The sequence below is a fragment of the Microlunatus spumicola genome (assembly GCF_039536445.1).
GTDB classification, from domain to species: Bacteria; Actinomycetota; Actinomycetes; order Propionibacteriales; family Propionibacteriaceae; genus Microlunatus; species Microlunatus spumicola.
Map to the genome: position 1 here is coordinate 1 of NZ_BAAAYR010000001.1, position 14,444 is coordinate 14,444.

General features: G+C 74.3%; 14 protein-coding genes. 9 read left to right on the plus strand and 5 right to left on the minus strand.

Features of this window, described 5'->3' with window-relative positions; all coding sequences use genetic code 11:
- Nucleotides 1-154: 154 nt before the first annotated feature.
- Nucleotides 155-880, minus strand: coding sequence for an IclR family transcriptional regulator (locus tag ABD665_RS00005; RefSeq protein WP_091073534.1), 726 nt, complete (start codon nt 878-880; stop codon nt 155-157).
- A 114-nt stretch (nt 881-994) separates the two neighbouring features.
- Here ABD665_RS00005 and leuC point away from each other — a divergent pair, with 114 nt between their 5' ends.
- The 3 genes from leuC (at nt 995) to ABD665_RS00020 (ending at nt 3,512) form a co-directional block, all read left to right on the plus strand.
- Nucleotides 995-2,446: a 3-isopropylmalate dehydratase large subunit gene (gene leuC / locus ABD665_RS00010; RefSeq protein WP_204912807.1), complete on the plus strand. Its 1,452-nt coding sequence runs from the start codon at nt 995-997 to the stop codon at nt 2,444-2,446.
- A gap of 14 nt (nt 2,447-2,460) precedes the next feature.
- Nucleotides 2,461-3,072: a 3-isopropylmalate dehydratase small subunit gene (gene leuD / locus ABD665_RS00015; RefSeq protein WP_204912806.1), complete on the plus strand. Its 612-nt coding sequence runs from the start codon at nt 2,461-2,463 to the stop codon at nt 3,070-3,072.
- Between the two features lie 149 nt (nt 3,073-3,221).
- A complete protein-coding gene (locus tag ABD665_RS00020; protein ID WP_204912805.1) occupies nt 3,222-3,512 on the plus strand; it encodes an HU family DNA-binding protein in 291 nt (96 codons plus the stop codon).
- A 27-nt stretch (nt 3,513-3,539) separates the two neighbouring features.
- Here ABD665_RS00020 and cofC read toward each other — a convergent pair whose 3' ends face one another.
- Nucleotides 3,540-4,430 carry a 2-phospho-L-lactate guanylyltransferase gene (cofC, locus tag ABD665_RS00025; protein ID WP_204912804.1) on the minus strand — a complete coding sequence of 297 codons (891 nt, stop codon included), beginning with the start codon at nt 4,428-4,430 and terminating at the stop codon, nt 3,540-3,542.
- Nucleotides 4,431-4,592: 162 nt separating this feature from the next.
- Here cofC and ABD665_RS00030 point away from each other — a divergent pair, with 162 nt between their 5' ends.
- Together ABD665_RS00030 and ABD665_RS00035 are read left to right on the plus strand one after the other, a co-directional pair.
- Nucleotides 4,593-5,357, plus strand: a complete 765-nt coding sequence (locus ABD665_RS00030; RefSeq protein ID WP_204912803.1) for a 1-acyl-sn-glycerol-3-phosphate acyltransferase — start codon at nt 4,593-4,595, stop codon at nt 5,355-5,357.
- On the plus strand, nt 5,354-6,346 hold the full coding sequence (locus ABD665_RS00035; RefSeq protein WP_344740575.1) for an NAD(P)H-dependent glycerol-3-phosphate dehydrogenase: 993 nt from the start codon (nt 5,354-5,356) through the stop codon (nt 6,344-6,346). The genes ABD665_RS00030 and ABD665_RS00035 overlap by 4 nt, the downstream gene beginning before the upstream one ends.
- A 78-nt stretch (nt 6,347-6,424) precedes the next feature.
- On the opposite strand, the gene ABD665_RS00040 is transcribed toward ABD665_RS00035, so the two are convergent.
- Entirely contained in the window at nt 6,425-7,555 is a 1,131-nt protein-coding gene (locus tag ABD665_RS00040; RefSeq protein WP_204912802.1) for a PLP-dependent transferase, read from the minus strand.
- A 96-nt stretch (nt 7,556-7,651) separates the two neighbouring features.
- Between ABD665_RS00040 and ABD665_RS00045 the strand changes: the two genes are divergently transcribed.
- Nucleotides 7,652-8,836: a D-alanine--D-alanine ligase family protein gene (locus ABD665_RS00045; protein ID WP_344740577.1), complete on the plus strand. Its 1,185-nt coding sequence runs from the start codon at nt 7,652-7,654 to the stop codon at nt 8,834-8,836.
- Between the two features lie 12 nt (nt 8,837-8,848).
- On the opposite strand, the gene ABD665_RS00050 is transcribed toward ABD665_RS00045, so the two are convergent.
- Both ABD665_RS00050 and ABD665_RS00055 read right to left on the minus strand, forming a co-directional pair.
- Entirely contained in the window at nt 8,849-9,481 is a 633-nt protein-coding gene (locus ABD665_RS00050; protein WP_344740579.1) for a DUF3515 domain-containing protein, read from the minus strand.
- Between the two features lie 11 nt (nt 9,482-9,492).
- Nucleotides 9,493-9,729 carry an Lrp/AsnC ligand binding domain-containing protein gene (locus tag ABD665_RS00055; protein WP_204912801.1) on the minus strand — a complete coding sequence of 79 codons (237 nt, stop codon included), beginning with the start codon at nt 9,727-9,729 and terminating at the stop codon, nt 9,493-9,495.
- 139 nt (nt 9,730-9,868) lie between these two features.
- On the opposite strand from ABD665_RS00055, the gene ABD665_RS00060 reads away from it, so the two are divergent.
- From ABD665_RS00060 to ABD665_RS00070, 3 genes are read left to right on the plus strand one after another with little or no spacing between them, the layout of a single operon-like run.
- Nucleotides 9,869-10,852, plus strand: a complete 984-nt coding sequence (locus ABD665_RS00060) for a thiamine-phosphate kinase (RefSeq protein ID WP_204912800.1) — start codon at nt 9,869-9,871, stop codon at nt 10,850-10,852.
- Nucleotides 10,849-11,688, plus strand: coding sequence for a bifunctional hydroxymethylpyrimidine kinase/phosphomethylpyrimidine kinase (gene thiD / locus ABD665_RS00065; protein WP_344740584.1), 840 nt, complete (start codon nt 10,849-10,851; stop codon nt 11,686-11,688). The genes ABD665_RS00060 and thiD overlap by 4 nt, the downstream gene beginning before the upstream one ends.
- Before the next feature lie 35 nt (nt 11,689-11,723).
- Nucleotides 11,724-14,366, plus strand: coding sequence for a DNA translocase FtsK 4TM domain-containing protein (locus ABD665_RS00070; protein ID WP_204912799.1), 2,643 nt, complete (start codon nt 11,724-11,726; stop codon nt 14,364-14,366).
- Nucleotides 14,367-14,444 lie beyond the last annotated feature (78 nt).

Consider the following 14,444-nt stretch of genomic DNA (forward strand, 5'->3'; position numbering starts at 1 on the left):
GTCACCTGCCACCCCTCCTCGGCAGGCGTTGCAACGATCACGAGATCTGACCGTGAAAGTCCCCTACCTTGCCCGGCAGATCTGCCGTGGTGAGTACCGGACTTTCACGTAAACGTGAAAGTCCTGAGGCGCAGGTGCCTGCGGACGGGCGGGCTCAGCCCTCGGAACCGCTGCGGCGCAGGACGTCGCTGAGGCGCTCGGCGGCGGCGATGACGGCGGGGGCGTGCAGGCGGCCGGGCTGGCGGGACAGGCGCTCGATCGGGCCGGAGACGCTGACCGCGGCGATGACCTTGCCGGAGGGGGAGCGGACGGGGGCGGAGACCGAGGCCACGCCGGCCTCGCGCTCGCCGACCGAGTGGGCCCAGCCGCGACGGCGTACGGCGGCGAGGGCGACCGCCGAGTAGCGGCTGCCGCGCAGGCCGCGCTGCATGCGGTCCGGCTCCTCCCAGGCGAGCAGCACCTGGGCGGCGGAACCGGCCTGCATGGTCAGCTGGGTGCCGACCGGGACGCTGTCGCGCAGGCCGGACATGCGCTCGGCCGTGGCGACGCAGACGCGGAAGTCGCCCTGGCGACGGAACATCTGCGCCGACTCGCCCGTGATGTCGCGGAGCCGGGCCAGCACGGGGCCGGCGGTGGCGAGCAGGCGGTCCTCGCCGGCGGCTGAGGCGAGCTCGCCGAGGCGCGGGCCGAGCACGAAGCGTCCCTGGAGGTCGCGGCTGACGAGCCGGTGGTGCTCGAGGGCCACGGCGAGGCGGTGCGCGGTCGGGCGGGCGAGACCGGTCGCCGAGACCAGGCCCGCCAGGGTCGTCGGGCCGGTCTCCAGCGCGCCGAGCACCATGGCGGCTTTGTCCAGCACGCCGACACCGCTAGAGTTGTCCATGCCTTGATACTGCCGTCTCGGATGCTGGAACGCAAACGCGGCGCGCAGCAGCAGGACGAGAGTCCGGAGACAACCGGGGACCACCCGGAACCGCAGCCAAGAGGAGCCTGGTCCATGGGTAGGACGTTGAGCGAGAAGGTCTGGGACGACCACGTCGTCCGCTCGGTCGAGGGTGAGCCGGACCTCCTGTACATCGACCTGCACCTCGTGCACGAGGTCACCAGCCCGCAGGCCTTCGACGGCCTCCGCCAGGCCGGTCGCCCGGTCCGCCGCCCCGAGCTCACGCTCGCCACGGAGGACCACAACACCCCGACGCTGAACATCGACCAGCCGATCGCCGACCCGGTGTCGCGCACGCAGGTCGACACGCTGCGGAACAACGCCGCCGAGTTCGGCGTCCGGATCCACAGCCTCGGCGACCTCGACCAGGGCATCGTGCACATCATCGGCCCGCAGCTGGGGCTCACCCAGCCCGGCCTCACGATCGTGTGCGGCGACTCCCACACCTCCACGCACGGCGCCTTCGGCTCGATCGCCTTCGGCATCGGCACCTCCGAGGTCGAGCACGTGCTCGCCACCCAGACGCTGATGCAGGCCAAGCCCAAGACGATGGCGGTGAACGTCGAGGGCGAGCTGCCCCCCGGCGTCACGGCCAAGGACATCGTGCTGGCGCTGATCGCCAAGGTCGGCACCGGCGGCGGCCAGGGCTACATCGTCGAGTACCGCGGGTCGGCCATCGAGGCGCTCTCCATGGAGGGCCGGATGACGATCTGCAACATGAGCATCGAGTGGGGGGCGAAGGCGGGCCTGATGGCCCCCGACGAGAAGACCTTCGCCTACCTGCAGGGCCGCCCGCACGCGCCGACCGGCGAGGACTGGGACGCGGCCGTCGCGTACTGGTCGACGCTGAAGAGCGACCCGGACGCGGTCTTCGACGTCGAGGTCGACCTCGACGCCTCCCAGCTGACGCCGTTCGTTACGTGGGGCACCAACCCCGGCCAGGGCGTGCCGCTCGGCGCGGACGTGCCGGACCCCGAGACGTTCGTCGAGGCGAGCGACCGGGTCGCCGCGACCAAGGCGCTCGAGTACATGGCGCTGCTGCCCGGCACGCCGATGCGCGAGGTCGCGGTGGACACCGTGTTCCTCGGCTCGTGCACCAACGGCCGGATCGAGGACCTGCGCGCCGCGGCCGCGGTCATCGACGGCTACCACGTCGCCGACTCCGTCCGGATGCTCGTCGTCCCGGGCTCGGCGCGAGTCCGCCTGCAGGCCGAGTCCGAGGGTCTCGACGTCGTGTTCAAGGAGGCCGGCGCCGAGTGGCGGGCCGCCGGGTGCTCGATGTGCCTCGGCATGAACCCCGACCAGCTGGCCCCCGGCGAGCGTTCCGCCTCGACCTCGAACCGCAACTTCGAGGGCCGGCAGGGCAAGGGCGGGCGTACGCACCTGGTCAGCCCGCTGGTCGCCGCCGCCACCGCCGTCCGCGGCACCCTGAGCTCGCCGGCCGACCTCGGCCCCCGCGGGCAGGACCACGTCGACCAGCTGGTCGGCGCACCCGAGAGCCGTTGAGGCAGGAGCAGAGCATGGACGCCTTCACCACGCACACCGGGACCGCGCTGCCGCTGCGGCGCAGCAACGTCGACACCGACCAGATCATCCCGGCCGTCTACCTCAAGCGGGTGACGAAGACCGGCTTCGAGGACGGGCTCTTCGCCGCCTGGCGCAAGGACCCGGACTTCGTCCTCAACCAGCCGCAGCACGCCGGCGCGACGATCATCGTCCCGGGCCCGGACTTCGGCACGGGCTCGTCGCGCGAGCACGCCGTGTGGGCCCTGCAGAACTACGGCTTCCGCGTCGTCGTGGGCTCGCGCTTCGGCGACATCTTCCGCAGCAACGCGGGCAAGGCGGGCCTGCTCGTCGCGCGCATCGACCAGAAGGTCGTCGAGGAGCTGTGGGACTACGTCGAGGAGCACCCGCAGGCGCCGCTGACCGTCGACCTGCAGTCCCGCACGATCACGGCGCCGGGCTTCGAGACCGACTTCGAGATCGACGACTACACGCGCTGGCGCCTGCTCGAGGGCCTCGACGACATCGGCCTGACCCTGCGCCAGGGCGACGCCATCGACGCGTACGAGGCGGGTCGGCCGTCCTACAAGCCAGCGACCCTGCCGGCCCGGATCGCCTCCGCCTCCTGACCGGGATCCCCGCCTGGCGGGAGATCCGAGCCTTACAGCATTTGTCTTGAGGGCATTGGATTGTCTAGCGTTCCTCTCGCGCGCGCCGCAGTGGGGCTGCGGGAACGAGGAGGGCTCGTCCTCGCGCGCAGGTGAGAGGACCAGGACCAGTGAACAAGGCTGAGCTGATCAAGGAGCTGTCGTCGCACTTCGACGGCAGCAAGGCCGACGCGGCCCGAGCGCTGAACGCGGTGGTGCAGACCATCACCTCGACGGTGTCGACGGGGGAGAAGGTGTCGGTCACCGGCTTCGGGGTGTTCGAGAAGATCGACCGTCCCGCGCGCACCGTGCGCAACCCGCGTACGGGGGAGCGCAAGGAGGCGGCGGCGACGTCCGTCGTGCGGTTCCGTCCGGGCACGGACCTCAAGTCGTCGGTGGCCGGCGAGCAGCAGGCGGGCTAGGCCGGTTCCGGGAGCCTCGGGGGAGGCTCAGAGCCAGGCCGACAGCACCGTCGTGCCCACGAGCACGGCGTGCAGCCGCTGACCCGGTCGCAGCGGGCGGAGCCCGTCTGCCAGCGCGTCCTCGGGCAGCGTCACGCGGACGCCGTCCGCCGTCACGGCCTGCCCGTCCGGGCCGGTCGACCCGGTCGTCGTGACCACCGCGTACGCGCCGAGCCGGCCCGACCCGGGGTCGAGCAGCGTCTGCGTGGCGCTGCCGAGGCCGAGACCGGCCGCGTCGCCGAGGTCCACCTCGGTGTCGACGTCGCGGCGGGCGTCGGGCACCGCGGTGCCGAGCCGCTCGTCGGTCAGGGGCGTGGCCCCCGAGCTGTGGTGCGCCGCCGCGGAACGTCCCTGGAAGTGCGGGGCCAGCGGCTCGCTCCCGCCCGAGACGAGCATCGTCGTGCCGATCCCCGTCGCGTCCGGCAGGTAGGCCCGCCCCGGACCGGCGGCGGCCAGGACCACGGCGACGGACGCGGGACGCAGCGCCGGCAGGTCGCCCACGCACGCGAGCACCCGGGTCAGCCCGTCGGCGCGGAGCCGGGCCTCGCCCTGGCGCAGCGCCTCGTTGAGGCCCGCCGGCCGCGTCTCCGGCACGACCACGACGTCGCCGAGCCCGGCGCGCGCGAGACGGGCGGCGAGCCCGGGCTGGTCGCTGACCACCCGGACCGCCTCCACCGCCGGCACGAGGGCGTGCAGCGTGTCGACCGCCATCGTCCACGCGAGCCGCCGGCGCAGCGCCTGGGGCAGCGGGGCCAGCCGGGACTTCACGTGCTCGCCCGCCTTGAGCGCGACCACGGCGCCCGTCCCGGCACCGGTCCGTGCCCGTTCCTCGGCGACGGGGGCGCTGCCGTCGGGGGCGGTCGGGTCGGCGGGGGGCATGACGGCGACCGATGCTGCCACAGCCGCCAAGCGCGGCCCGGGCGTCGCCCCGGGGAGCGGCGCGGCACGAGGGCGTGCCGCCTCGCGCGGGGAGGCACGCCCTAGGGTGGGCGCGACCTCGGGGCGGAGCGCCGCGGGCGGACCCGGAGGGTGGCGGACAGCATGGCCAGGGGTCACGAGGGTTCACCCGCCCGGGTGCCGGCCCTGGCCGCGGTCAACCACGAGCCCGGAGCCCAGACGGTCCGCACGGTCGTCCGTCTGCTCAACGTCGTCCTCGCGCCGCTCAGCCGGCGGGACTGGCGGGGCCAGGAGCACCTGCCCGCCACCGGCGGCGTGATCGTCGTCGCGAACCACATCTCCAACGCCGACCCGCTCGCGCTCGGGCAGTTCCTGGCCTACTCGGGCCGCTGGCCCCGCTTCCTGGCCAAGAGCTCGCTGTTCCGGGTGCCGGTCGTCGGTCCCGTCCTGCGCGGCGCCGGGCAGATCCCGGTCGAGCGGGGCGGCAGCCACGCCGGGGACGCGCTCGTGGAGGCGCGGCGGGCGGTCGAGGCGGGCCGCGCCGTCGTCGTCTACCCGGAGGGCACCATCACCTACGACCCGGACCTGTGGCCGATGCGGGGGCGAACGGGGGCGGCCCGCCTGGCCCTGTCCACCGGCTGCCCGGTCGTGCCCGTGGGGCAGTGGGGTGCCGAGGAGTTCCTGCGGGGCCGGAAGGTCGGGCTGCCGCGCCTCTGGGCGCGGCCGACGCTGCGGATGCTCGTCGGCCCGCCCGTCCCGCTCGACGACCTGCGCGGGCGCGAGGTCGACGCGGACGTCCTGCACGAGGCGACGGCGCGGATCGTCGCCGCGATCACCGCCCTGGTCGCGCAGCTGCGGGACGGGTCGGCACCGGAGCAGCCCTTCGACCCCCGGGCGGGTGCGGCGTGAAGGTCGCCGTGATGGGCGCGGGGACGTGGGGCACGACGTTCGGCCTCGTCGTCTGCGACTCCGGTCACGAGGTCACCCTGTGGTCGCGGCGCCCCGAGCTGGCCGCCGCGATCAACGCGACCGGCCGCAACCCCGACTACCTGCCCGACGTCGAGCTGCCCGCGACCCTCCGGGCCGTCAGCGACCCCGCGGAGGCGATGGCCGGCGCGTACGCGGTCGTGCTCGCGGTGCCCTCGCAGCTGCTCCGGACGACGCTCGGCGGCTGGGACGTCCCGCGCGACGCCCGGGTCGTCAGCCTGGCCAAGGGCATCGAGCTCGGCACCGGCCGCCGGATGAGCGAGGTGGTCGCCGAGGCCGCCGGGGTCGGGGCGGACCGCCTGGCCGTGGTGACCGGACCCAACCTCGCCCGCGAGATCGCCGCGCGGCAGCCGTCGGCGAGCGTCGCCGCGAGCGCGTCGCACGAGACGGCGCTCGACGTGCAGCGCCTCTGCCACACGCCGTCCTTCCGGGTCTACACGAACGCCGACGTCGTCGGCTGCGAGCTGGCCGGGGCGACCAAGAACGTCATCGCCCTCGCGGTGGGCATGGCCGTCGGGCTGGGGTTCGGCGCGAACGCGACCGCCTCGCTGATCACCCGTGGACTGGCCGAGACGAGCCGGCTGGGCGTCGCGCTCGGGGCCGACCCCTACACGTTCGCGGGGCTGGCCGGCCTGGGCGACCTGGTCGCCACCTGCGCGTCGCCCCTCTCACGGAACCGGACGTTCGGCGAGGAGCTGGGTCGCGGGCGATCCGTGGCCGACATCAGCCGCTCCACCCGGCAGGTCGCCGAGGGCGTCCTGTCCTGCGCGTCCGTGCAGGCCCTGGCGGCCGAGCACGGCGTCGAGATGCCGATCGTCGAGCACGTCGCCGCGGTCATCGCCGGCGACCTCACCCCGATTCAGGGCGTCAAGGACCTGATGGGCCGCGCCCCCGGGCGTGAACGGGACTGACGCGAGGCTGCGACAGGACCGGGGACGATCCGGCACCCCTGCGGTGCCGGATCGTCCCCGATCCCGGGTGCGTCGCCCTCAGAGGGCGTCGAGCGACTGCTCGAGGTCGCGCCAGAGGTCCTCGACGTGCTCGACGCCGACCGAGAGGCGGACGAGGCCCTCGGGGACCACGTCCAGCTCGGCGGACCAGCGGCGGCGGCGCTCGAAGGTCGACTCGACGCTGCCCAGGCTCGTCGCGTGCGTCCACAGCGTGCAGCCGTCGATGAAGCGCTCGGCGGCGCTCGCGTCGGCAAGGTCGACCGAGAGCAGCGAGCCGGCGCCGTCCATCGTCGCGGCGGCGCGTGTGTGGCCCGGGTCGTCGGGCAGCCCGGGGTAGCGGACCCGGGCGACGGCCGGGTGGGCGGCCAGGCGCTCGGCGAGGACCCCGGCGTTCGCCTGGGCGGCGCGGACGCGCAGCGGCATGGTCCGCACGCCGCGCAGGGCGAGCCAGGCCTCCATCGGACCGGGGATAGCGCCGTGGTCGTGGCGCACGTCGGCGATCGAGCGGAACAGGTCGTCGGCGTCCGGCCGGACGGTCACGGCGCCGAGCAGGAGGTCGGAGTGCCCACCCACGAACTTGGTGCCCGACTCGACCACGGCGTCGAAGCCGTGCTCGAGCGGCCGCTGGAGCAGCGCGGTGGCGAAGGTGTTGTCGACGACGGTCAGCGTCCGCCCGCGCAGCGCCGCGCCGATCGCCGGCAGGTCGGCGACCTCCATCAGCGGGTTCGTCGGCGACTCGAGCCAGACGAGGTCGGCCCCGTCCGCGGCGGCCAGGACCGCCTCGGTGTCGGCGACGTCGACCGTGCGCAGCGTCCACCCGAACCGTTCCGCCCGCGACCGGACCAGGGCCGCGACCCCGAGGTAGCAGCTCGTGGGCAGGACGACCGTGCTGCCCGGGTCCAGCAGGTCGAGGACCGCGCTCGCCGCCGCCATGCCGCTGGCGAAGGTGAGCGCGCGCCCGCCCTCCAGGGCGCCGAGGACGTCCTCGAGCGCGGTCCAGGTGGCGTTGCCGTCGCGGCCGTAGCCGAGCCCGGGCCCGGAGGTGTCGTGGGCGCCGACGTACGTCGAGGCCATGACGGGGGAGACGTTGAGCGCGGCGCCCGGCGTGTGCGGGGGCCGGCCGAGGCTGACGGCCAGCGTCTCGGGGCGGAGGTCGGAGTGGCTGCTCACGGGTCCATCCTCCCGCCCCGCGCGCGCCGGACCGGCCACGAGGGGTCGCGCCGGTAAGGTCTGCGCGGCAGACGGGCGAGCTTCAGCGGAGGTGCAGTGACGACGGAGCCGGAGCTGGCGGCACGCCCCGAGGCGGCCGGCCGGGTGCGGGTGGCCCTCGTGTTCGGCGGCGTGAGCAGCGAGCACGGGGTGTCCTGCCTGACCGCGGGCGGCGTCTTCGCCGCGCTCGACCCCGACCGCTACGAGGTCCTCGGCGTCGGCATCACGCAGACGGGGCGCTGGGTGCTGGTCGACGAGGACACGCTGCGGGGCCTCGAGGTCGTCGACGGCCGCCTCCCTGAGCTCAGCGAGGACGCCCCCGACGCGGTGCTCATGACCCACGGTCCCGGCAGCCGCCTCGCGGTCCGCGACGACGTCTCGTACGGCAACGTCGACCGCCACTCCGCGCTGTCCTGGCTCGGGCCCGTCGACGTCGCGCTGAGCCTGCTGCACGGCCCGTTCGGCGAGGACGGGACGATCCAGGGCCTGTTCGAGATGATGGGCACCCGCTACGTCGGCGCCGGCGTGCTCGCCAGCGCGGTCGGCATGGACAAGCACTACATGAAGCTCGTGCTCAGCGCCTCCGGCCTCCCCGTCGGCCCGTTCGTCACGGTCACCGCCGCCGAGTGGGCCCGCGACCGCGCCGCCTGCCTGGACGCGGTCGCGACGCTGCGCAGCCCGTTGTTCGTGAAGCCCGCCCGTGGCGGCTCGAGCCTCGGCATCACCAAGGTCGAGGCGGGCGACGGCGACGACGCGCTCGTGGCCGCCGTCGAGCACGCCCAGCGCTACGACCCCAAGGTCGTGGTGGAGGAGGGCTTCGTCGACGCCCGCGAGCTCGAGTGCGGCGTGCTGTCCGACGTCGACGGCGGCCGCCCGCTGGCCAGCCAGATCGCCGAGATCCGCGTGCACAGCCCCTCGGGCTTCTACGACTTCGAGGCCAAGTACCTCCCCGAGGAGCAGGTCGACCTCGACGTCCCCGCGCTCGTCGACCCGGCCGTCGCCGACGAGGTGCGCGAGCTCGCGGTCCGCACCTTCGAGGCCATCGGCTGCGAGGGCCTCGCCCGCGTCGACGTGTTCCTGACCCACGACCACCGCGTCGTCGTCAACGAGATCAACACGATGCCCGGCTTCACCGCGCACTCGATGTTCCCGCGGATGTGGGAGGCCAGCGGCCTCGCCTACCCCGACCTGATCGACAGCCTGATCACCCTCGCCCTGCAGCGCCCGGTCGGCCTCCGCTAGCCGAGGACCCCGTCAGCCGGCGCAGGGCTTGACGACCGGGTCGTGCGCCGACACGGCGGCACCGACGTCGACCAGGGCACCGGAACCGAGCTGGTAGGCCGTGGGCACTGCGACCTCGACGTACGCGGCCCGCCCGATCGTCGTGAAGATCATCCCGCCGGTGGCCTCCTCGGAGAACCAGCCGACCCCGTTGACGTCGAAGCACTCGCTGAACGGGGTGAGCGTCGGCGGCGCCGGCCCGCCGCACCGCAGCACGATCGCGGGCTTGCCCCACGCCGCGGAGAACGTCCCCGGCTCCACCGTCCGCCGGTCCTGGTCGAGCACCTGCTCCGGCAGGTCCGCCATGAGCGCGGTGCAGACCGCCGCCTCGGCCGGCCCCGGCGTCGGATCCACCACCGCCACCCGCGAACAGCCCGCGAGGAGCGTGGACAAGGTCACCAGCACGGCGACCAGCCCACCCGCGCCCGCCCGACCCGAGCGACGAGAGCCGGAGAGAGGGTGGGACGGGTTCGACGCCGCGGAGCGTGGATGGGCCTGGCGGGAGCCCGGGCGTCGGAGATCGACAGCCGGACGACGAACCGCACGGCGCCCGGGCGGATGGTTGCGAGGCGGCGTCGAACCCGTCCCGCCCTCTCTCCGGACCACAGGAGCTCGGGTCAGACGTGCACGACCGGGCAGGTCACCGTCCTGGTGATGCCGGGAACGCTCTGGACGCGCTTGATCACCAGCGTCCCGAGCTCGTCCATGTCGGGTGCTTCGGCGCGGACGACGACGTCGTACGGGCCGGTGACGTCCTCGGCGAGGGTGACGCCCGTGATCCGCCGGATCTGCGTCGTCACCTCGGTCGCCTTGCCGACGGCGGTCTGCACCAGGATGTAGGCCTGCACGACCATGGTGTGTCCTCCGGTGCTGCGGCCAGAACCTTCCGGGGGAGGAGAGCCACGCTGCCCGGCCCGGCGGCCGACCACGTACGCTCACCGGTGTGCAGCAACCTACAGGTTGCCCCGTTCCGTCGACGCACGTCCGTCGTCCATGAGCCCGGGCGGGACCGGCCCCACCACGCTCGCGCAGCTCGGGGAGTTCGCCCTCATCGCGGAGATGGTCCGCGACCTCCCGGCGTCCGACGAGGTCCTCCTCGGGCCCGGCGACGACGGTGCGGTCCTGGCGGTCGGCGGCTCGGTCGTCGTGTCCACCGACGTCCTCGTCGAGGGCGTCCACTTCCGTCGCGACTGGAGCGGCCCGACCGACATCGGCCGCAAGGCGATCGCGGTCAACGTCGCCGACGTCGAGGCCATGGGCGCGCGTCCGCAGGGCGTCGTCGTCGGCTTCTCCGCGCCGGGGGAGACCGAGGTCCGCTGGACGCTCGACCTCGCGACGGGCCTCCGCGCCGAGTGCGCCACCGCCGGCGTGAGCCTGCTGGGCGGCGACACCACCCGCGGTCGCGACGTGACGCTCTCCGTCACCGCGCTCGGAACGCTGGACGGCCGCGCCCCGGTCCGCCGCGACGGCGCGCAGCCGGGCGACGTGCTCGCGTTCGCCGGCCGGCTCGGCTGGGCCGCGGCCGGGCTGCTGGTGCTGACCCGCGGCTTCCGCTCCCCGCGGGCGGTCGTCGAGGTCCAGCGCGTGCCGCACGTGCCGTACGGGCAGGGTGCCGTCGCCGCGCTGGCCGGCGCGACCGCGATGGTCGACGTCTCCGACGGCCTGCTGGCCGACCTCGGGCACGTCGCGCGAGCCTCCGGCGTGACGATCGACGTGGACACGACGACGCTCGAGATCCCCGAACCGCTGGAGACCGTCGGTTCCGCCACCCGCGTCGACCCGCTGCTGCTGGTCCTCACCGGGGGCGAGGACCACGCGCTCGTGGCGACCTTCCCGCCCGGCCGGGTGCCGGCCGGCTGGACGACCATCGGCGCCGTCGGGCCGGCCGAGGGCGACGGCGGCGTCGTGCTCGTGGACGGGGCGCCCTTCGCCGGGGTGCCCGGCTTCGACCACTTCCGCCCGGGCGCGCGCCGGTGAGCGCAGGGCGAGGGTCGGCCCGCGCGCTGCCGACCGCCCGCGTGCTGACGATCGCCGGCTCGGACTCCGGCGGCGGGGCCGGCATCCAGGCCGACCTCAAGACGATGCTCGCCCACGGCGTGCACGGGATGAGCGTGGTCACGGCGGTCACCGCGCAGAACTCGGTCGGCGTCCAGGGCGTGTGGGGCCTGCCCGCAGCGGCCGTGGCGGCGCAGTTCCGCAGCGTCGTCGACGACATCGGGGTGGACGCGGTGAAGATCGGCATGCTCGGGACGGCGGAGACGTGCGTGCTCGTCGCCGACCTGCTGACCACGCTGCCGGCCGGGGTCCCGGTGGTGCTCGACCCCGTCGCGGTGAGCAAGCACGGCGACCCGCTCATCGACGCCGACGCGGTGGGGGCGATGCGCGAGCGGCTGTTCCCGCTCGCGACGATCGCCACGCCCAACCTCGACGAGGCCCGCACGCTCGTCGGTCCCGAGGCGGCGGACGAGGCCGACCAGGCCCGGCTGGGGCACGTCCTCCTCGGCCTCGGGGCGCGCTGGGTGCTGGTCAAGGGCGGCCACGCCGAGGGCGACCCGACCGACGTCCTCGTCGGCGGCGGCGTGCCCGACCAGGCGTTCACCGCGGCGCGGGACGACAACACCCACACCCACGGCACCGGCTGCACGCTCGCCTCGGCGATCGCGTCGCGGCTCGCGCTCGGCGACGACGTCCCCGCCGCCGTGCGCGCGGCGAAGGCGTACGTGACCGGGGCGATCGCCGGCGGGTTCGCCCTGGGGGCCGGGATCGGCCCGACCGACCACCTCTGGGAGCTCCGACCCGCGCTGCCTATGTGACCCCTGTGACGGCTGTGACCGCCTAGAGTGCGGGCATGGCGACCCGCGCGTCTTCCCCCGCGCGGACCGGCAGTCGTACTGGCTCGTCCAGCACCACTCCCCGTCCGCGTGCGTCCGGAAGCAAGAGCACGTCCTCGCGTCCCCGTACGACTCCAGGACGCTCGACCTCGACCGCAACCCGGCCGGCCAACCGGCGGCCGGCCCCGCGGGGACGCGCGCCGCAGCGGCGCTCGGTGCTCGGGTCGCTCGTCCGCGGCCTCGCCGTCCTGTGGAGCGGTCTCGCCCACGGCGCCGGCACGGCCGCGCGGGCGATCGGGCACGGCGCCCGTGACCTCGACCCGGGGCTGCGCCGCGACGGGGCCGGGCTGTTCGTCCTCGCCCTCGCGGTCGTCATCGCGGCCGAGTTCTGGTTCGGGCTGCCCGGCCGGTTCGGTCAGATCGTCCACGTCGGCGTCTCGACGATCATCGGCTGGCTGGCCACGTCGGCCCCGATCCTGCTCGGCGTGATGGCGTGGCGAACGCTGCGCCACCCCGACCACAACGGACCGGCCGGGCGCCAGGTCGTCGGCTGGGGCGCGATCCTCTTCGGCCTGCTCGGCCTCGTGAACATCGCCAAGGGCCTGCCGCTCACCGACCAGCCCGAGCGGCTGCGCGAGGCCGGCGGCATCCTCGGCTACCTGTCGAGCTCGATCCTGGCCGACCTCGTCACCGTCTACGCCGCGGTCCCGCTGCTCGTCCTGCTCCTGCTCTTCGGGGTCCTGGTCGTCGTGGGGATCCCGCTGCACGAGCTGGTCGACCGCGCCCGCGTCGCGACGGCGCGGCTCACCGCCGAGCCCGAGGCGCTCGAGGGCACCGTGCTGGACGACGACCTCGAGTACGGCGTCGACGAGGCGTACGAGACCCCGGTGATCGAGGAGCGCGCGCCCCGCCGCAAGGGCCGCGCGGCCAAGGTCATCGGGCCGCCGGAGCCGCTCGCCCCGCTGGTCGACCTCGGCACCGACGAGCGCGACGCCGACCTGACCGGGGCGGACGCGGAGCCGACCGAGGTCCTCAAGAAGCCCGTCACGGCCGGACGCCCGGCGGGCAGCCCGGCCCCGGTCGCGACCCCCGCGCCGCTGCCCGAGGCGTTCGTGGTGCACGAGACCCCCGAGCTCGAGGCCCCGGCGCACACCCCGATGCCGCAGCGCGCCGAGCAGCTGCAGCTGTCCGGGGACGTCAGCTACCTGCTGCCCGACTCCGAGACGCTCAAGCCCGGCAGCGTGCACAAGTCCCGCACCGAGGCCTCCGACGCGGTCGTCGGCCGGCTGACCGAGGTGCTGCGCCAGTTCGAGATCGACGCGCACGTCACCGGCTACAGCCGTGGCCCGACGGTGACGCGCTACGAGGTCGAGCTCGGCCCGGCGGTCAAGGTCGAGAAGGTCACGGCCCTGTCCAAGAACATCGCCTACGCCGTGGCGAGCGCCGACGTCCGGATCCTGTCCCCGATCCCGGGGAAGTCGGCCATCGGCATCGAGATCCCGAACACCGACAAGGAGGTCGTCTCCCTCGGTGACGTCATCCGGTCGGGCAAGGCCCGCAACGACCACCACCCGATGACGGTCGGGCTGGGCAAGGACGTCGAGGGCGGCTTCGTCGTGGCCAACCTCGCGAAGATGCCCCACCTGCTGGTCGCCGGCGCCACCGGCTCGGGCAAGTCCAGCTTCGTGAACTCGATGATCACCTCGATCCTCATGCGGTCGACCCCGGACGAGGTCCGGATGCTCATGGTCGACCCGAAGCGCGTCGAGCTGACGATCTACGAGGGCGTCCCGCACCTGGTCACGCCGATCATCACGAACGCCAAGAAGGCCGCCGAGGCGCTGCAGTGGGTCGTGCGCGAGATGGACCTGCGCTACGACGACCTCGCCGCGTTCGGGTTCCGGCACATCGACGACTTCAACAAGGCGGTGCGGGGCGGCGGCGTGAAGCCGCTGCCGGGCTCCGAGCGCGTGCTCGAGCCCTACCCGTACCTGCTGGTGATCGTCGACGAGCTGGCCGACCTGATGATGGTCGCCCCGCGCGACGTCGAGGACTCGATCGTCCGGATCACGCAGCTCGCCCGCGCGGCCGGCATCCACCTCGTGCTGGCCACCCAGCGGCCGTCCACCGACGTCGTGACCGGTCTGATCAAGGCCAACGTCCCGAGCCGGCTCGCCTTCGCGACCTCGTCGATGACCGACTCGCGCGTCATCCTCGACCAGCCCGGGGCCGAGAAGCTCGTGGGCCAGGGCGACGGGCTGTTCCTGCCGATGGGCCAGTCCAAGGCGATCCGCATCCAGGGCGCCTGGGTCACCGAGCAGGAGGTGCGCGCCGTCGTCGCGCACGTCACCGAGCAGCTCAAGCCGACCTACCGCGAGGACGTCACCGCCGCGCCGGAGGCGTCGACGAAGGTGGCCGAGGACATCGGCGACGACATGGACCTGGTCCTGCAGGCCGTCGAGCTCGTCGTCACGCTCCAGCTCGGGTCGACCTCGATGCTGCAGCGCAAGCTGCGCGTCGGCTTCGCCAAGGCCGGGCGCCTGATGGACATCCTCGAGACCCGCGGCGTGGTCGGTCCCTCCGAGGGCTCCAAGCCGCGCGAGGTGCTGGTCAAGCCCGACGAGCTCGACGAGGTCGTGGAGAACCTCCGCCTGGGCTGAGCCCTGACGACGCCCCCGGTCGCCTGGACGGCCCGGGGGTCGTGGAGGGGCTCTCGACGGGGCCTGGCGACGAACCGG